The sequence below is a fragment of the Lysobacter sp. SCRH-1R genome (assembly GCF_057747855.1).
In genome coordinates, this window is record NZ_CM173227.1 from 2,797,736 (window position 1) to 2,815,754 (window position 18,019).

Here is an 18,019-nt window from a genome sequence, read left to right on the forward strand (position 1 = left end):
CGGGCGCCGCAACGACTCATTCACGCCCGGCGATCACCGCATCGATGCACGCAGCGGCTAGACTCGCGCCGGTCCCGTCGCCGACGAATCCGATTCGATGCCGTTCCGTCCCGCGCCCGTCCTGTCCGTCCCGCTCCTTTCGGTGCTGATCCTCGCCGGCTGCGCCAGCGCGCCGAAGGTGGCGCTGCCGGTCGAAGCGCGCCTGCATCCGGGCCAGCGCATGTCGCTGCCCGAGGGCGCGCGGCTGGTCTACGTCGAAACCGCCAACGATTCGCGCTGCCCGCCGGAGGTTACATGCGTCCACGCCGGCGATGCCGACGTGCGGCTGCGCTTCCACAAGCCCGGCGCGATGCTCGACGTGGTGCTCAAGGCGTCCGAACAGGGCACGCCGCGCCCGATCGGCGCCTGGCACGTCACGCTGCTGGGTCTGGGCCCCGGACCGCGCCCGCCGGCGACACTGCGCGTGGACGGCGCCGACCGCTGAGCCGAACGGACCGTGCCACGGCCGGACGTGCCGTCGCCCGGCGGATGTGACACGCTCGGTGGACGCCCTTTCCGGAGCCCGGCCATGACCCTCCTCGTTTCCCCGCGCGTGCACGACCTCGGCGGTTTCCAGGTGCGTCGCGCCGTGCCGAGTCTCCAGGCGCGCTCGGTCGGCCCGTTCGTGTTCGTCGACCACATGGGGCCGGCGGTGTTCGAGATCGGCCGCGGCATCGACGTGCGCCCGCATCCGCACATCGGCCTGGCGACGGTGACCTTCCTGTGGTCGGGCACGATCACGCATCGCGACACGCTCGGCAGCCTGCAGGACATCAACCCGGGCGACGTGAACTGGATGACCGCCGGCCGCGGCATCGCGCATTCCGAGCGCACGCCGACGACGCTGCGCGAGCACGAGCATCCGCTGCACGGCATGCAGACCTGGGTCGCGCTGCCGCGCAGCGCCGAGGAAGCCGAACCGGGCTTCTTCCACCATCCCGCCGCGAGCCTGCCGCAGCAGCGGCGCGACGGCAGCTGGCTGCGCGTGGTCGCCGGCCGCGGCTACGGCGAGGAATCGCCGGTGCGCGTGTACGCCGACACGCTGTACGTCGCGATCGACCTCGACGCCGACGCGGAGCTCGCGATCGACGACAGCCATCCGCAACGAGCGCTCTACATTCTGGAAGGCGACGCGCAGTTGGACGGCGCGGACATTCCGGCGATGCACCTGGTGGTGCTGGACCCCGGCACCCGCCCGAAGCTCCGCGCGCGCACGCCGGTGAAGGCGATGCTGCTGGGTGGCGAACCGCTCGACGGCCCGCGACACCTGTGGTGGAACTTCGTGTCCAGTTCGAAGGAGCGCATCGAACAGGCGAAGCAGGACTGGCTGGAAGGACGCTTCGGCCGCGTGCCGGGGGACGACGAGTTCATTCCGTTGCCGGAGCGGTGAGCGTCCGGGCTTCGCAAGCCGTTGCTCGCTCGCGGCACGATCGATTGGTTTCGCGCGAAACCACCATGCCTGCATCGATGCGTTGGATGAGGCCCCCAACCGTCCCCGACGCCGACCCATAAGCCGGACGCACCGCCTATTAAGTCTGGTTATTTGTCAAGTGCCGCTTTCTGGACTATGTTCGACCCGGTTCGGCCGAACCGGTCACGGTTCGACGATCGCCTGCAGCCCGGGGGTGATGGGCTGTTTCGTTGCTAGGGGTTACGACCACAGGGGGTTAGTCGTGAAGACGACGGCATGGCGTATGTCGGCCCTGCTCGTGCTCGCCGGGTTCGGCATGGCGAACGCGCACGCGCAGGATTCTCAGGACGGGGGCAACTGCCCGCAGCTGCCCACGGGCTCGGAGCTGACGTGGGAGTACAAGGCCACCGGCGGTTCCGACTTCTGCCGCGCACTGCGCGCGGACGGTTCGGAAGCGTTCGGCCTGTACATCTCGCGCAAGGCGAATTTCGAGCCCAAGCGCGGCAACCGCGCCGAGGAAGGCGTGATCGATGGGCAGAACGTCTACTGGTACAAGGGCGAGCTGGCGACGAAGCCGGACGTGGAAGTCCGCGAGACACTGGTCGAACTGCCGGACGGGCGCGTCGCCCACATCTGGCTCCAGGCGCAGGCGCCGCAACTCGCGCCGATGCTCGGCCAGGTGCAGTCGATCCGCTTCCCCGCCACGCGCCTGAGCAGCAACTGATCCCGCACGCGGCACGTCCGAATCCGCCCGCAAGTCCGGGCGGATCGCCGTGGCACGCCCATCCCGCGCTCCGATCCCGATCGGCCGCCGGCCGGCCTTTGATCGGCTTGCGCGTGCAATCAGCTTCTTTCGCAGTTACCGTCGCTCCTGCCGCACCTAAGATCCGTGCCCGTTTTGCCTGCGGAAGTCGCCGGGCAAACGGTATCCCTCAATCCCTGGGCAGGAGAACAACATGATCAGGAAGCTTGCGGCCGAGTTCATCGGCACGTTCTGGTTGGTCCTCGGCGGCTGCGGCAGTGCGGTGCTGGCGGCCAACTTCGGCGGCGACGGCAATCCACTCGGCATCGGTCTGCTCGGCGTCTCGCTCGCCTTCGGCCTGACCGTGCTGACCGGCGCGTACGCGCTGGGCCATATTTCCGGCGGCCACTTCAATCCGGCGGTGAGCTTCGGCCTGTGGGCCGGCGGCCGTTTCCCGGCGCGCGAGCTGGTGCCGTACATCGTCGCGCAGGTGCTCGGCGGCATCTTCGCCGGCTTCATCCTGTCCATGATCGCCCACGGCGCGCCGGGCTTCGCGATCGATCCCAATGCGGCGGGCGCGTTCGCCAGCAACGGCTACGGCGCGCATTCGCCGGGCGGCTACGGGGTCAACGCGGCGTTCCTGACGGAAATCGTGATGACCGCGATGTTCCTGATCGTGATCCTCGGCGCCACGCACGCACGCGCACCGGTCGGCTTCGCGCCGATCGCGATCGGCCTGGCGCTCACCCTGATCCACCTCATCAGCATCCCGGTGACGAACACCTCGGTGAACCCGGCGCGTTCCACCGGCGTGGGCCTGTTCGCGGGCCAAGTGGCGATGTCGCAGCTGTGGCTGTTCTGGGTCGCGCCGATCGCCGGCGGCCTGCTCGGTGGCGTGATCTACCGCTGGCTCGGCCAGTACGGCCCGGATGTGACGGGCACGCCGCGCTGATCGTCGCGTTGGTCGCAACGAGAAAAGGCCACGCAATGCGTGGCCTTTTCATTGGTCGTTCCACTTCCGGCGTTTGTAGCCCGGGTAAGGCCGCAGGCCGCACCCGGGTTCACCGTCCACGTCACGCGTTCCCCGGGTGCGCTTCGCTTACCCGGGCTACAAAAGCTGTCCGGCGTTTGTAGCCCGGGTAAGGCCGCAGGCCGCACCCGGGTTCACCGTCCACATCACGCGTTCCCGGGTGCGTTTCGCTTACCCGGGCTACAAACGCGAAGGCCGATGTCAGGGCTCCGGATTCGAACGCGCCGCGTTCTCCGCCTTCAACTGCCTGATGAAATCGCCGATCGGCCGCTTCAACTGCTGCAGCAACGGATCGTCGCGATCGCGCAGCACCGCCTCGCTCAGCAGCTTCAGGCCGATGGCGAACGCCGCCGCCTCGTCGTCGCTGCCGAAACGGCCGCTGGCGCGCTGCAGCTCGACGATGCGGAACAGGTCGTCGTGGTTGCCGTCCTCGAACGTCAGCGTGCCGCGCAGCGGCTGGTCCTCGCGCGGCGCGGCGAGGTGCTCGACGGTGATGCGGTAACGGTGTTCGCGTACTGCCATCGGTCATGTACTCCCAACTGCGTGCTACTTGAACGGGCTGCCTAGAAGCGGCCTTCCTGGAAATCGACGAAGGCCTGCATGATCTGCTCCTTCGTGTTCATCACGAACGGACCGTAACGCGCGACCGGTTCGCGCAGCGGACGCCCGGCGACGAGGATCGCGCGAAGTCCGCCCTCGCCCGCACGAAAGCGCACCGTGCGCCCACCGACGAGCACGGCGATCTCCTGCGACACGATCGCCCGCGTCGCATCGCCCTCGCCGATGGAACCGGCGCCTTCGAAGGCGTACGCGAAGGCGTTGTGGCCTTCGGGCAGATCGACGTCCCACTCCACGCCGGGTGCGAGTTCGATGTCGAGGTACACCGGATCGGTCGCCGGCTGGCGGATCGGCCCGGCCACGTCGCCGACGCGCCCGGCGATCACCTTCACGCGCACGCCGTCGGCTGGCTGCAGCTGCGGAATGCGGTCGGGCGCGAATTCCTGGTACTGCGGCTGGCTCATCTTCTCCGCCGCGGGCAGGTTCACCCACAGCTGGAAACCGCGCATGCGGCCTTCCTGCTGTTCGGGCATTTCCGAATGCACCAGGCCACGGCCGGCGGTCATCCACTGCACGCTGCCCGGGACGAGCACGCCTTCGTTGCCGTGGTTGTCCTTGTGGCGCATGCGGCCGTCGAGCATGTACGTGACGGTCTCGAAGCCGCGATGCGGATGGTCCGGGAAGCCGGCGAGGTAGTCCTCGGGCTGGTCGGTGCCGAACTCGTCCAGCATCAGGAACGGATCGAGCATCTCCAGCTGCGGCGTGCCGATCACGCGCGTCAGGCGCACGCCGGCGCCGTCGGAGGCGGGCATGCCGCGCAGGGTGCGGCCGATGTGGGCGAAGTCGGGGCTATTCATGGGGAACCTCCGGTAACTGCTCACCACAATGTCGTGCCGCAGGCGCCCCGCGGCCAGTGCCGTGGGTGGAACGGTCCATGTTCCGAGCGCCGTGCCCGACAGGCGGAGCTCGGAGCTCGGGGCCCGAGGTTTCTTGCTCAACACGCCGAGCCCGGAGCTCGGGCCGCGAGGCTTTTTGCTCGAAGCGCCGAGCCAAGAGCTCGGGACGTGGAGCTTTTTGCTTGAAACGCCGAGCTAGGAGATCGGGACGTGGAGCTTTTTGCTCGAAACGCCGAGCTCGCAGCTCGGGACGCGGAGCTTCTTGCTCGGCACGCCGAGCCCGGAGCTCGGAACGCGGAGCTTTTTGATCGAAGCGCCGAACTCGGAGCTCGGGACGCAAGGCTTTTTGCTCGACGCGCCGAGCTCGCTGCTTCGCAGCTTCACCCTCCCCAACCCTCCCCTGCGCGCAGGGGAGGGAGAAGGAAGCGACGTCATCCATCACCACCCGATGCCGATGCCCGCGCCGGCCGACTGCTCGCTCCCGCTGAACGCCGCGCCCAGCGAGACCGACACGTTCGGCTTCAGCTGGCGCTGGTAGCCGACCGTGAGCGCCTCCTGCCCCTCCGCATAGCCGGCGCCCACGGACACGCGGTTCGTCGTCTGGATGTTCGCCGCGCTGGACGCCATGTGGACCATCGCAGCGTTCATCGCGCCGTGGCGGTTGATGCGGCGGTCGGTCTGGCGGAACTGGTCGTCCACCTGCCCGCGCAGGTCCTCGATGGCCTGCATCGGCACCGCGACGATTTCGCTGACGCGCTGGTCGGTGTAGGCGTTTGCCTGGTTGAGCGTGGTCACGGACTGCTCCTGCATCTGCCGCACGTTCACCGCGTCGGTGCCGGACGCGCCATCGGCGACGTTCGCCACCTGGCGCTCCGCACCGGCCGCGCCGACGGACACCGTGTTCGCGCGATCGGCCACCGAGTTGGCACCGAGCGCGACGCTGTTGGGCGCATTCGCCTGCGCGTTGCTGCCGGCGGCTACCGAATTGCTGCCGCTCGCGCTCGCCGGCGCGGCGTCCTGCGCGGTGAAGCGCGCATCACTGGCGCCACCCTGCGCGTCGAGGAACTGCAGGGCCGATGCGACGTCGTTGAACACGTTGCCGCCGAGCACGAACTGAGGCGCCAGCAGGACGCCGCCGTTCACCAGCGAACTGTCGCCGACGAGCGCGCCGCTCACGCTGGAAAGTGCGCCGTACAGCTGGCCGCCGTTGATCGCCTCGGTGCTGCCCGCGGCGACAAGCCCGGCGCCCAGGTTCACGATGCGGTTTGGTCCCGCGCCCAGATGGTTCGCACTGAACGCTCCGGCGCCCGCGTCCCACAGCAACGCATCGCCCGCGGACACCTGCACCGCACGAAGTTGCGCGACGTTGACCGCATCGGTGTCCGCACTGCCGGCGGCGACGTGCGTCAGCTTGCGACTGCCCGACGGATTGCCGATCGACACTTCACCGACGGAGGTCTGCGGCGCGGCCAGTGCGAACGCGGCGTATCCGGTCTGCGCGCCGACGCTGGTCATCGACGCCAGTCCGAGCGCGACCGATCCGTCGTGCACGACCTGCGCGCTCGCGCCGAGCGCCAGGCTGCCGATGCCCAACGCCTGCGCGGCAGATCCCAGGGCGATCGCCGATTCCTGGTCCGCGAAGGCATCGCGCCCGATCGCCACGCCAGCGAAGGCGTCCAGGCCGACGCGCGAACGCAGGCCGATGGCGATGCCCTGGTCCGCCACGGCGATCGCCTCGTGTCCCATGACGACGCTGTCGTCGCCGTTGGCGATCGCCACGTGCCCCACTGCGACGGAACTGGCGCCGGAGGCCAGCGTGTTCGCCCCCAGCGCGCTCGCGCCGTCCGCGTTGGCGATGGCGTTGAAACCCGCGGCAAGCGAGAGCGTCGCCAGCGCCTGCGCCTGCGTGCCGAGCGCCACGGCGTTGTCCGCGCCGGCGGTCGCGCCGGTGCCGCAGACGAACGCGCCGGTGCCGACGGCAATCACCGTCTGTCCGGTAGGACCGTTGCACGCTTCCTGCGCCCGGACGCGGTCCGGGAGGCAGGTTCCGGAGCAGGCCGCAAGCAGGACGAGGCACTTCACGGCCGGTCGCAGTGGACGCGGCGATGCGGTTCGAAGGCGGATCATGGCGCGCTCCCGAGGCAATCGGCGCCGACGGATGGCGGCGTCGCCGAACCCCTGCGCGCGCGCATCACCACGCGATCACGCGCCTGACGTTCGAGCGGGCTGAGCTTTACGCCTGCGCCCGTTCAATGCCGATGAAGGACGCTCGCCCAGCTCGTGTCATCGCCGCGATGCGAGCCCGTTCGTGGGTCAGCTTATCTACGGGTAATGCGCCAGCAACGATGAATGCGCGCGTCGCGTTCGAAATCCGGCGGGATCGTGCGGGCGCTGATGTCCTCGACCTTCGCAAAGGTTTCAACGCTCGCCTCGTCCAGGCGGAAGCGGCGGAAGTTGTTCGAGAAATACAGCACGCCGCCGTCGGCCAGGCGCTCCACCGCCGCGCGCAGCAGGCGCACGTGCTGCGCCTGCACGTCGAAGTCCTGCGCGCGCTTGGAGTTGGAGAACGTCGGCGGGTCGCAGAAGATCAGGTCGTACTGGTGCGTGTCCGCTTCCAGCCACGTCAGCGCGTCGGCCTGCACGAGCCGATGGCGCGTGCCGCCGATGTCGTTCTCGCGCAGGTTGTCGGCGCACCATTCCAGGTACGTGGCCGACAGGTCGACCGTCGTGGTCAGTCGCGCGCCGCCGACGGCCGCGTGCACCGTCGCCGCGCCCGTGTAGCCGAACAGGTTGAGGAAACGCGTGTCGTGCGCTTCCTCCGCGATGCGCAGGCGCATCGGGCGATGGTCGAGGAACAGGCCGGTGTCGAGGTAATCGAACAGGTTCACGCGCAGCAGGACGTCGCCTTCGCGCACGGTGACGAATTCGCCACGCGAATCCATCGCACCGTACTTGCTGCCGCCCTTGCCTCGCGCGCGCGTCTTCAGCGCCACGTTCTCGCGCGGCACGTTGAATACGTCGCGCGCGGCGGCCAGCAGTTCGTTGAGGCGACGACGCTGGACGTTCTCCGGAATCTCCTGCGGCGCGGCGTATTCCTGCACGTGCAGGAAGGTGCGCGGGGTCTGCTCGTGGGTCGTGTAGACGTCGATCGCCGCAGCGTATTCGGGAATATCGGCGTCGTACGCGCGATAGCACGTGACGCCTTCGCGTTCGCGCCAGCGCTTGAGCTTGTGCAGGTTCTTGCGCAGGCGGTTGGCGACCATCTGTGCGCCTTCCGACAGCGTGGGCGCCACTTCCGCGCCGGTGTCGTCGGTACGACGACGCTGCGCCGGCGCGATGGGATCGCACACGATCAGCGTGCATTCGATCGCGCCGTTGAACACCTGGTACTTCTTCTGCGCGCGCAGCCCGGTGGCGAACGCGAGTTCCGCATCGCCGCACAACAGGCTCGCGCGCCACTGCGGCGTCGCGCGCTTCAGGGCATCGCCGAGCGCCCGATACAGCGCGGGATCGGCGGCGAGGCGCGCGTCGTAAGGCGGATTGCAGACGACCAGGCCGTTGCGTGCGTCTTCGCCTTGCGCGCCCGGCGCATGGTCCAGCGAACGGATGTCGCCGACGTGGAAATCGATGAGCCCGGCCAGACCGGCCAGCACCGCGTTGTCCTGTGCCGCGCGGATCGCGTGCGGGTCGGTGTCGCGGCCGAAGAACGCCCCGCGCAGCGAATTCATGCCGGCCGCTTCGCGCTTGCGCGCGTCGTCCAGCATCGTGCTCCACGCAGCGGTGTCGAAACCTGGCCAGCGCGTCGGCGCATCGTGGCCGTGTCGCTGCAATCCCGGTGCGACGTCGGCGGCCATCAGCGCGCCTTCGATCAGCAGCGTGCCGCTGCCGCACATCGGATCCAGCAGCGATCCACCTTCTGCGTACACCTTCGTCCACTGCCCGCGCATCAGCACGGCGGCGGCGAGGTTCTCCTTCAGCGGTGCCTCGCCCTGCTTCGTGCGCCAGCCACGACGGTGCATCGGACCGCCGGACAGGTCGATCGACACGATCGCGCGACCCTTGCGCAGCACGAGGTTCACGCGCAGGCCGGGCGATTCGACGTCGACGTCCGGACGCGTGCCGGTCTTGCCGCGCATCACGTCGACGATGGCGTCCTTGACGCGCTGCGCGGCGTAGCGTGCGTGCGTGATCGCCTCGCCCGAGACGTGCGCGTCCACCGCGACCGTGTCGCCCTGCGCGAGGTGCCGCGTCCAGTCGATCGCGGCGACGCCGGCGTAGAGCGCGTGTTCGTCGGGGCAGTCGAACTCGCCGATGGGCCACAGCACGCGGCTGGCCAGGCGCGACCACAGCACGGCGCGCTGCGCGTCGGCGAGCGTGCCTTCGGCGTTGACGCCGGCGATGGCCGCGGTGGCGCGCGCGCAGCCGAGCGCGGCCAGCTCGTCGGCGAGCAGGTATTCCAGGCCTTTGCCGCAGCTGGCGAAGAACTTCATGTGCATGTTGCTCAGAGCGAGGCGAGCAGCGCGGCGAAGGCCTCGGCGCTCGCTTCGACATGGTTGGAAAGGCGGTGACTGTCGTCCACCAGCAGCAGCCGCGCACTGCGCGCGTACGCCCAGGCGACGACTTCGGCCGGCGCGATGAGTTCGTCGTTCCAGCCGTGGATGATCGAGGTCGGCACGTTCGCGGCGGTCAGGCGCGGCGCCTCGCCCATGCGCACCGGCGGTGCCATCAGGAACAGTCCGAGCGTGGGCACCTTCAGCGACACGAGGCCGGAGATGTACGCGCCCAGGCTCGAACCGGCCAGCACCACCGGCCCACGCGTCGCGGCGGCCTGCGCCAGGCGGAGGAGGCGTTCGACGCGCGCGGGCACGTCGCCGAGTTCGCTCACGTCGCGCTTCGCATCCAGGTCGGTGTAGTCGGGGCGCTCGTGGGTCCAGCCCAGCCGCTGCGCCGCGTCGGCGAGCGCGGCGACCTTGGTGGCGTCCGGGCCGCTCTCGAAGCCGTGGGAAAGGATGCAGTGTCCGGGTGCGTTCATTCGTTGGAGTCTGGTTCGTGGATCGCGACGACCGCGTCGCCGCGGCGGATCGTGCCGCCCTGCAGGATGCGCGCGCACAGGCCACCGTGCCCACGCATCGCATTGAAACCGCCAGGGCCGAGCGCGGCTTCCATGCGCGAGCATGGATCGCATGGGTCGGTGCCTTCCAGCATGACCTCGCCGACGCGGAACCGCCGGCCCTTCAACGCCACCAGCGGAATGCCGGAGACGACAAGGTTCCGGCGCAGCATCGCCGGCGGCACGGACGTGTGGCCCGACAACGCGGCGATCACCGGCAGGTGTTCGGCCTGGATCAGCGTGATGCCGCGCTTGCCGCTGCCGCCGGCGTAGCGGTCGCCGACGAGGCCGGCGCCGGTTTCGGCCACCGCTTCCGCCACTTCGTCCATCTCGACGTCGCGTTTCGGTCGCAGGCCGATCCATTCCACCGCGCCGGTTTGCGGCAGCGTGGCCATCAGCTTGCCCAGCTCGGAGTCGGGCGGCGGGAGTTTCATGGGCGGTTCCGTCCGGGGGTCGGACCGCGACGGGCGCGGGCGGGAAGTTGCCCAGCGGAGGCTGGGGCGCCGCGCATGGCGCGCGGGAGGCGAATGGTAGCATCCGGCCCCATGTCGCCCGCCCCTTCGGCCCCGCCCATCGCCTTCGATCCGCTGCCCTACCAGGAACGGCTGGAGGCGCGATCGCTGGACCAGATCGACCTCGTCGTCATCCACTGCACGGAACTTCCCGACCTCGCGATGGCGCGGCGCTTCGGCGAGGAAGAGCTGTACGAAGGTTCGCGCACCGGCAACAGCGGCCACTACTACATCGATCGCGACGGCAGCGTGCACCAGTACGTCGCGCTCGACCGCATCGCCCATCACGTGCGCGGGCACAACACGCGGGCGGTCGGCATCGAGCTGGTGAACCGCGGGCGGTATCCGGACTGGCTGGCGGCATCGCGCCAGGCGATGGACGAGGCGTATACGGCCGCGCAGATCGAAGCGCTGATCGCGCTGCTGCGTTGGCTGGAAGGCGAGCTGCCGTCGCTGCGCTCGATCGCGGGGCACGAGGACCTGGATACGACGCAGGTGCGCGCGACCGACGATCCGGATGTGCTGGTGCATCGCAAGCGCGATCCGGGGCCGATGTTTCCGTGGGAGCGGGTGATGGGGGCGGTGGGGTTGCGACGGGTGCCGTAGCGATCCTTCGCTGCGAATGACGGAGCCTTTGTAGCCCGGGTAAGCAGCCGTTGTAGCCCGGGTAAGCGAAGCGCACCCGGGGAACCGCAGCGCCTCCCGGGCGTGCTTCGCTTACCCCGGCGACAACCCGCTGGCGTTCGCCGTCATTGCAGCGGGGGCTGGAACCCGTTTTGGCTTTCCCCCTGCGCGCGAGTCGTCAAGCCACCGCGGGTGCGCGCGTGATCGCACGCCCCGCCCTCACCCCAGCCTCTCTCGCGGGGGAGAGGGGCCCAGGCACCCGCAAAAAAGCCGACCAACCCCCCGGGTATACTTCCGTCCCGCCTCCGACAAAGCCTGCGCATGACCTCGCCCGCCAACGAGCAAGTCGTTCACGAACTGGTCGAACTGCTCTCGCTGGAGCGGCTGGAGGACAACCTCTTCCGCGGGCAGAGCCGCGACATCGGCACCAAGTACGTGTTCGGCGGGCAGGTGCTCGGGCAGGCGCTCTCGGCCGCGCAGGCGACGATGCAGGTCCCGCGCGCGGCGCATTCGCTGCACGCCTATTTCCTGCGCGCCGGCGACATCGCCGCGCCGATCGTCTACCAGATCGACCGCACCCGCGACGGCGGCAGCTTCTCGGTGCGGCGCATCACCGCGATCCAGCACGGCGAGGTGATCTTCTTCATGGCCGCCTCGTTCCAGCAGGACGAGGACGGCGGCGAGCACCAGCTCTCCATGCCCGAGGTGCCCAAGCCCGAGGACATCGATCCCGCGCCGGCCGTGCCGGAGCACGTGATGGCGACGCTGCCGATCAAGATCCAGCGCTGGCTTTCGCGCAGGGGGCCGTTCGAGTTCCGCCACGTCTACCCGCGCGACGAACTCAACCCGCCCAAGCGCCCGCCGTACCAGCAGTTCTGGTTCCGCCTGACCGAACGCGTCGGCGATGCACCGGAACTGCACCGTGCCCTGCTCGCCTACGCGTCGGATTTCCACCTGCTGGGCACGGCGACCTTCCCGCACGGCATCAGCTATTACCAGCCGAACGTGCAGATGGCTTCGCTGGACCATGCGCTGTGGTTCCATCGTCCCTTCCGCGCCGACGACTGGCTGCTCTACTCCATCGACAGCCCCAGCGTGCAGGGCAGCCGCGGCCTGGCGCGCGGGCAGATCTTCGACCGCGCCGGGCACCTGGTCGCCAGCACCGCGCAGGAAGGCCTGATCCGCGTGGTGAAGGACGCGGCCGCGGCGGGGCACGTGCCGGCGAAGGAGTGATCGGCGCCGGGATTCGTGAACGCCACGACGCCTCGCTTCCGCACCGGCGACAACGCACGTAGGACCCACGCCATGCTCTTGCGAATCCCCCATCCCGAATCCCGAATCCCGCGCCCATGAGACAGGTCTTCTCCAGCCAGCGCCTCGAAAACGTCGAATCCGTCGCGCAGATGCTGCGCGATGCGGACATCGAGGTGCGCATCACCAACGGGCGTTCGTACAAGGGCGGACGCCGCGGCACCTTCAGCTACAGCGACGAAGGCGGTCCGAAGCCGGCGGTGTGGGTGGTGCGCTCGGACGACACGGTCAAGGCGCGCGAGATCCTGCGCGAGGCCGGGCTGCTGGAAACCACGCGCGAGAGTTTCGCCGGGCCGAGTTTCCGCCTGAGTTCCGACGAGACGCCGGCACGCAGGAAGGCCCAGTCGCGCGCGCTGCGCATCAAGCTGGTGCTGATGGCGGGCATCGTGGTCGTCGGCGGGCTGGCGATCATGAACGCGCTGAAGACCGACATTCCGACCGAAGCGCTGAAGACGCATCCGCTCGACGGCACGCCCGCGCAGATCCCGCAGCCGCTGGCGGCGGCGGTGTTCGCGCAGGAACTGCCGAAGACGCGCATCGGCGTGGTGTGCCTGTCGATCGACGGCCAGGATGCGTCGCCGGAACTGATCCAGGCGATGCAGCCGCTGGTGCTGGAACCGCAGCGGCGCGAACTGGTGCCGGCTTCGCAATGCGTGCGCAATCCGGATGACGAGATCGGCAGCAGCCACCGTGCGAGCGGCAAGCCCGCGCTGCTCGCGGACGTGCACGCGTTCCGCCCGCAGTCGCGCGACGACCAGGGCCGCGTGACCGGCGTGCTGGAATTCACGGCGTACCACCACCGGCTGTCGGGGTCGTACAAGACGCTGGAAGTGAAGCAGGCGGAAAGCGGGTGGCAGGTGGCGCGGACGTTGAAGCACGTGGCCATGTGATGCTTCGGCGAACGCGGGAGTTGGCTGTTCTCGGCGTTTGTAGCCCGGGTAAGCGAAGCGCACCCGGGATCTGTCACGCTCAACCCGGGTGCGCTTCGCTTACCCGGGCTACAAAGGCATAAACGCATTGCGGACGCAGCGTGGTCGCTCGCGCCGCCTGCAACAGAACGACTCAGCGCTTGCGCGGCGCCAGATCCGCACGGGTCAGGAAGCCGTCGCGATCCTCGTCCATGAAGGCGAACGCCTTCTCCAGGCGCGGCATCTTCTCGCTGACTTCCACGCGGCTGAGCTTGCCGTCCTTGTTGAGGTCGGCGCTCGCGAAACGCTCTTCCGCGCGCTTGGCGCGTTCGGCTTCGTGCTGCGGACGCATGCGCTCGTGGTACTTCGTCAGCTCGCTGCGGACGATGTAGCCGTCGCGGTTCGCGTCGATGTCGGCGAACTTCTCGTTGATGAAGCGCAGCGAGCCCGCTTCGGTGCGGCTGATGCGGCCGTCGCCATCGGCGTCGGCCTTCACGATGTGGCCGTAACCGCCGCCGTGGCCGCCATGACGGCCGCCATGGCCCTTGCGATGCGGGCGTTCGGATTGGTCGAGCTTGCCGTCGCGGTTCTTGTCGAGCTGGTCGAAGGACGACGCCAGGCGCGGATGCGCGGCGGCTTCGGTGCGGTCGATGACGCCATCGTTGTTGGCGTCGATCTTCACGCGCGTGGCGCCGCCCTGCGGTGCGGCGATGGCAGCGCCGGCGACGGTCGCGGCGACGGCGGTGGCGAGCAGGACGGACAGGGTGGTGCGAGTCATGGAATGGCTCCTGGGAGCGGCACCGGGCGGCGCCGATGTCCAGTCAACGCGCACCGCATCGCCCGGTTGACGTCGTGCCGGCCGCGTTCAGTCGGGCGACAGCGTTGCCCTCACGTGCGGCAGCGCTATGCTGCGTGCATGGGCACCGAACCGCAGGACAGCGACGACCTGCGCCTGTTCCACACGGGCGAACACGCATGCGGCTACTGGCCGGAGCGTGCCGCGCGCGACCTGGTGCTCGACCCGCGCGATCCGCGCCTGCGCCACTGGTATCCGCACGCGCTGAGCTGGGGCTTCCGCCGCTCCGGCGACATCGTCTACCGCCCGCATTGCGCCGGCTGCCGCGCCTGCGTGGCGGTGCGCATCCCGGTGGACCGCTTCGTGCCCGACCGCAGCCAGCGCCGCTGCCTGGCGCGCAACGCATCGGTCGAAATGCGCGTGCTGCCGGCGCATCGCACCGGTGAACAGCTCGCGCTGTACCGGCGTTACCTCGCCTCGCGCCACGCCGGCGGCGGCATGGACGGCCACGGCGCGGCGGAGTTCGACCAGTTCCTGATCGGCAGCTGGAGCGAAGGCCGTTTCCTCGAACTGCGCGATCCCTCGCAGCAGGGCCCCGGCAAGCTGCTCGCGGTCGCGGTCACCGATTGCACCGATGTGTCGCTGTCGGCCGTCTACACCTTCTACGATCCCGACGAAGCCGGGCGCGGGCTGGGCACGCTGGCGATCCTCCGGCAGATCGAATGGGCGCGCCGCGAACGCCGCCGCCACGTGTACCTGGGCTACTGGATCGACGGCCACCCGAAGATGGACTACAAGCGGCGCTTCCGTCCGCTGGAAGCCTTCGACGGCCGCCAATGGCACGACCTGCCCTGAGCGCCACGCACCCGATCGCCCGCATCGCGTCGCCACGCGCTGTCATCCGGCTGGCGCGCACGCGTGACAGAATCGCGCGATGTCCAGACTCCCCCTCTTCCTCGCCGCGCCGCTGGCGCTTCTCCTCACCGCCTGCGTGCAGGTCAACGTCAAGGGCGATCCCGATGCGTGGGCGCGTGCGATGAGCGACGACGCGACGCTGCGCGTGGCGACGTACAACACCTCGCTCTACGACGACGACACCGGCGGACTCGTCCGCCGCCTCGAATCGGGCGACGGCGGCGCGCGCAAGATCGCCGCCGTGCTGCAGCGCGTGCGTCCGGACCTGGTGCTGCTCAACGAATTCGATTTCGATCCCGACGGCCGCGCGGCCGATCTGTTCCAGCGGCATTACCTGGAAATCGCGCAGCCCGGCGGCGGCGATCCGCTGCGCTATCCGTATCGCTACTTCGCGCCGGTGAACACCGGGGTGCCGAGCGGCCTGGACCTCGACCGCAACGGCACGGCCGGCGGCGACGGCCGCGATCGCGGCAACGACGCGTGGGGTTATGGCCTGCATCCCGGCCAGTACGGGATGCTGGTGCTGTCGAAGTTCCCGATCGACGCCGGGCAGGTGCGCACGTTCCAGTTGCTCAAGTGGAGCGCCCTGCCCGGCGCGCGCCAGCCGATCGATCCGCGGACGAACGCGCCGTGGTATCCGGCGGAGATCTGGTCGCAGTTGCGGCTCTCGTCGAAATCGCACTGGGACGTGCCGGTGCGCACGCCGGCGGGCGTGGTGCACTTCCTCGTCTCGCATCCGACGCCGCCGGTGTTCGACGGCCCCGAGGATCGCAACGGTGCGCGCAATGCGGACGAAATCCGGTTGTGGTCGGAATACCTTTCGCCCGGCGACAAGCCCTGGCTGTGCGACGACCGCGGCCGTTGCGGCGGTCTCGCCGGGGATGCGCGCTTCGTGATCGCGGGCGATCTGAACAACGACCCGGTCGACGGCGACGGTCGTCATGAAGCGATCGTCGAACTGCTCGAGCACCCGCGCGTGCTGCGCCATCCGACGCCGCGCAGCGACGGCGCGGTGGAGACGACGGCGAAGTACACCGCATCCGGCCTCGCGCATCGCGGCGCGCCCGCGCACGCGACCGGCGACTTCGGCCCGAAGGCGGGCACGATGCGGCTGGATTACGTGCTGCCGTCGGTGGGCTTCGCGTGGAAGGACAGCGGCGTGTTCTGGCCGGCATCTTCGTCGGCGGACGCGGCGATCGCCGATGGCAGCGACCATCACCTGGTGTGGGTGGATCTGGCGGCGTCGCGGGCGGCGGAGTAATCACGCGATCTGTTCGTTGGTTCGCGCGGGTGTTGCTGGCCCGGCTGTTGTAGCCCGGGTAAGCGAAGCGCACCGCGCCCCGGTGCAATCGGCGTCCGATTACGATGAACGCGCCGCAGCGCGCTGCATCCTCAAACTGCAACCTTCCTTTTGGCTTGGTCGCGTCGGAACCCGGCTGCGCTTCGCTTACCCGGGCTACAAGAGCATCGCCATCGTCGCGATGACGAGCAACAACCTCACCCTTCCGGCGTCCCCGGCAGCTTCCCGGTCACCGGCGGCACCGCATCCGCCACCGGCCTGGCGAACTCCACCGGCATCGACACCGGCTGCGCCGATGCCAGCGGCGCGGGTGGCAGCGCGGACGTGCCCGGCTCCGGTGCGTACACGCGCGGACCGAAACCGAACACCGCATCGCTGCGCGCCGACACGATCATGCGGACCATGCCTGTCGGAATCATCAGCTCGATCTCGACATCCTGGCCCTCCGCGGTGCGGCCCTGCAGCGTCATCTCGATCAGCGCGCCGCCGGTGTCGATCGCGCCGCACAACACGTGCGGGCCGTGCGGGCCGTCGTGCAGGTAGGGGCGAATGGCTTCGCCCAGGATCTCCAGCGCCTGCGGGTACAGGAACACCGCGTAACCCAGGAAACGATCGTGCTTGGCGTCCTCGACCATGGCGACCTCAGCGCAGTTCGATGGTGAGCGCGGCGGCGGCATCGCGGGCGCGTTCGCGCGCCGCGTCGATGTCCCCGCCCAGCGCGAGCGTCACGGCGACCCGGCGATGTCCTTCCACGCGCGGCTTGCCGAACAGGCGAAGCTGCGTGTCGGCCTGCGCCAGCGCGGCATCCACGCCGGAGAACACCGGCACGCCATGCCCCTGCGCGAGCACCGCGCACGACGCGGCCGGCCCGTACTGCCGGACCGACGGGATCGGCAGGCCGAGGATCGCGCGCGCGTGCAGCGCGAATTCGCTCAGGTCCTGCGAGATCAGCGTGACCAGCCCGGTGTCGTGCGGTCGCGGCGAGACTTCGCTGAACCACACCTCGTCGCCCTTCACGAACAGTTCGACGCCGAACACGCCCCAGCCGCCGAGGTCCTCGGTGATCGCACGCGCGATCTCCTGCGAACGCTCCAGCGCGCGCGGCGACATCGCCTGCGGCTGCCAGCTTTCGCGATAGTCGCCGTCGCGCTGCAGGTGGCCGATCGGCGCGCAGAACGTGGTGCCGCCGGCGTGGCGCACGGTCAGCAGGGTGATTTCGTAATCGAAGTCGATGAAACCTTCCACGATCACGCGCCCCGCGCCGGCGCGACCGCCGGTCTGCGCGTAGTTCCATGCAGCATCGATGTCGGCCTCCGAACGCACCAGGCTCTGGCCCTTGCCGGAGGACGACATCACCGGCTTCACCACGCAGGGAATGCCGACGTCGGCCACGGCGGCGCGGTAGTCCTCCAGCGTGTCGACGAAGCGGTACTTCGACGTCGGCAGGCCCAGCGTTTCGGCGGCGAGGCGGCGGATGCCCTCGCGGTCCATCGTGAGGCGCGCCGCGCGGGCGGTCGGAATCACGCGCACGTCGCTGCCGCGCGCTTCGAATTCGCGTTCCAGCTCGACCAGCGTCTGCGTGTGGATCGCCTCGATCTCCGGCACGATCAGGTGCGGGCGTTCCAGCGCGACCAGCGCGCGCACGGCGGCGCCGTCGAGCATGTCCAGCACGTGGCTGCGATGCGCGACCTGCATCGCCGGCGCGTCGGCGTAACGGTCGGCGGCGATGACCTCGGCGCCGAAGCGCTGCAGCTCGATCGCCACTTCCTTGCCCAGTTCGCCCGAGCCGAGCAGGAGCACGCGGAAACCGTGCGGGGACAAGGGCGTGCCGAGCGTGACCATGCGCGATCCTGGAACGTGGGGAAGA

The 18,019-nt window shown here is 69.5% G+C and carries 18 protein-coding genes; 9 read left to right on the forward strand and 9 right to left on the reverse strand.

Translation table 11 applies throughout. From position 1 onward, the window contains the following. Window positions 1-97 precede the first annotated feature (97 nt). From AC3ANK_RS12740 to aqpZ, 4 genes are all read left to right on the forward strand, one after another. Window positions 98-484: a hypothetical protein gene (locus AC3ANK_RS12740; RefSeq protein WP_206861140.1), complete on the forward strand. Its 387-nt coding sequence runs from the start codon at window positions 98-100 to the stop codon at window positions 482-484. An 84-nt stretch (window positions 485-568) separates the two neighbouring features. Further along, window positions 569-1,429 (forward strand): pirin family protein, encoded by an 861-nt coding sequence (locus AC3ANK_RS12745; protein ID WP_484171354.1) that lies wholly within the window; start codon window positions 569-571, stop codon window positions 1,427-1,429. 304 nt (window positions 1,430-1,733) lie between these two features. Further along, on the forward strand, window positions 1,734-2,174 hold the full coding sequence (locus AC3ANK_RS12750) for a hypothetical protein (protein WP_206861142.1): 441 nt from the start codon (window positions 1,734-1,736) through the stop codon (window positions 2,172-2,174). 232 nt (window positions 2,175-2,406) lie between these two features. Next, window positions 2,407-3,144, forward strand: coding sequence for an aquaporin Z (gene aqpZ / locus AC3ANK_RS12755; protein WP_206861143.1), 738 nt, complete (start codon window positions 2,407-2,409; stop codon window positions 3,142-3,144). Window positions 3,145-3,423: 279 nt separating this feature from the next. On the opposite strand, the gene AC3ANK_RS12760 is transcribed toward aqpZ, so the two are convergent. The 6 genes from AC3ANK_RS12760 to AC3ANK_RS12785 form a co-directional block, all read right to left on the reverse strand. Next, complete coding sequence (locus tag AC3ANK_RS12760) at window positions 3,424-3,744, reverse strand: DUF3861 domain-containing protein (protein ID WP_484171355.1); 321 nt, start codon at window positions 3,742-3,744, stop codon at window positions 3,424-3,426. A gap of 41 nt (window positions 3,745-3,785) precedes the next feature. Beyond that, complete coding sequence (locus AC3ANK_RS12765) at window positions 3,786-4,637, reverse strand: pirin family protein (protein ID WP_206861145.1); 852 nt, start codon at window positions 4,635-4,637, stop codon at window positions 3,786-3,788. 477 nt (window positions 4,638-5,114) lie between these two features. After that, window positions 5,115-6,662, reverse strand: coding sequence for a YadA family autotransporter adhesin (locus tag AC3ANK_RS12770; RefSeq protein WP_484171356.1), 1,548 nt, complete (start codon window positions 6,660-6,662; stop codon window positions 5,115-5,117). 332 nt (window positions 6,663-6,994) lie between these two features. Next, on the reverse strand, window positions 6,995-9,166 hold the full coding sequence (rlmKL, locus tag AC3ANK_RS12775) for a bifunctional 23S rRNA (guanine(2069)-N(7))-methyltransferase RlmK/23S rRNA (guanine(2445)-N(2))-methyltransferase RlmL (protein WP_484171357.1): 2,172 nt from the start codon (window positions 9,164-9,166) through the stop codon (window positions 6,995-6,997). A gap of 11 nt (window positions 9,167-9,177) precedes the next feature. Further along, the gene (locus AC3ANK_RS12780; protein WP_484171358.1) at window positions 9,178-9,708 is read right to left on the reverse strand and encodes a hypothetical protein; all 531 of its coding nucleotides are present in this window, start codon (window positions 9,706-9,708) and stop codon (window positions 9,178-9,180) included. Next, the gene (locus tag AC3ANK_RS12785) at window positions 9,705-10,220 is read right to left on the reverse strand and encodes an MOSC domain-containing protein (RefSeq protein WP_484171359.1); all 516 of its coding nucleotides are present in this window, start codon (window positions 10,218-10,220) and stop codon (window positions 9,705-9,707) included. The genes AC3ANK_RS12780 and AC3ANK_RS12785 overlap by 4 nt, the downstream gene beginning before the upstream one ends. Window positions 10,221-10,331: 111 nt before the next feature. On the opposite strand from AC3ANK_RS12785, the gene AC3ANK_RS12790 reads away from it, so the two are divergent. From AC3ANK_RS12790 to AC3ANK_RS12800, 3 genes are all read left to right on the forward strand, one after another. Beyond that, window positions 10,332-10,904 carry an N-acetylmuramoyl-L-alanine amidase gene (locus tag AC3ANK_RS12790; RefSeq protein ID WP_206861150.1) on the forward strand — a complete coding sequence of 191 codons (573 nt, stop codon included), beginning with the start codon at window positions 10,332-10,334 and terminating at the stop codon, window positions 10,902-10,904. A 339-nt stretch (window positions 10,905-11,243) separates the two neighbouring features. After that, a complete protein-coding gene (gene tesB, locus AC3ANK_RS12795; RefSeq protein WP_206861151.1) occupies window positions 11,244-12,155 on the forward strand; it encodes an acyl-CoA thioesterase II in 912 nt (303 codons plus the stop codon). A gap of 116 nt (window positions 12,156-12,271) precedes the next feature. Beyond that, complete coding sequence (locus tag AC3ANK_RS12800; RefSeq protein ID WP_484171360.1) at window positions 12,272-13,123, forward strand: hypothetical protein; 852 nt, start codon at window positions 12,272-12,274, stop codon at window positions 13,121-13,123. A 172-nt stretch (window positions 13,124-13,295) separates the two neighbouring features. Here AC3ANK_RS12800 and AC3ANK_RS12805 read toward each other — a convergent pair whose 3' ends face one another. Next, entirely contained in the window at window positions 13,296-13,919 is a 624-nt protein-coding gene (locus AC3ANK_RS12805; RefSeq protein WP_206861153.1) for an EF-hand domain-containing protein, read from the reverse strand. 138 nt (window positions 13,920-14,057) lie between these two features. Here AC3ANK_RS12805 and AC3ANK_RS12810 point away from each other — a divergent pair, with 138 nt between their 5' ends. Both AC3ANK_RS12810 and AC3ANK_RS12815 read left to right on the forward strand, forming a co-directional pair. Then, window positions 14,058-14,792, forward strand: coding sequence for an arginyltransferase (locus AC3ANK_RS12810; RefSeq protein WP_242525122.1), 735 nt, complete (start codon window positions 14,058-14,060; stop codon window positions 14,790-14,792). Window positions 14,793-14,871: 79 nt separating this feature from the next. Next, complete coding sequence (locus AC3ANK_RS12815; protein ID WP_206861155.1) at window positions 14,872-16,113, forward strand: endonuclease/exonuclease/phosphatase family protein; 1,242 nt, start codon at window positions 14,872-14,874, stop codon at window positions 16,111-16,113. 236 nt (window positions 16,114-16,349) lie between these two features. Here the strand turns inward: AC3ANK_RS12815 and AC3ANK_RS12820 are convergent, their stop codons facing one another. Further along, window positions 16,350-16,787 carry a hypothetical protein gene (locus AC3ANK_RS12820; RefSeq protein ID WP_206861156.1) on the reverse strand — a complete coding sequence of 146 codons (438 nt, stop codon included), beginning with the start codon at window positions 16,785-16,787 and terminating at the stop codon, window positions 16,350-16,352. Window positions 16,788-16,794: 7 nt separating this feature from the next. After that, window positions 16,795-17,994, reverse strand: a complete 1,200-nt coding sequence (gene purT / locus AC3ANK_RS12825; protein ID WP_206861157.1) for a formate-dependent phosphoribosylglycinamide formyltransferase — start codon at window positions 17,992-17,994, stop codon at window positions 16,795-16,797. Window positions 17,995-18,019 lie beyond the last annotated feature (25 nt).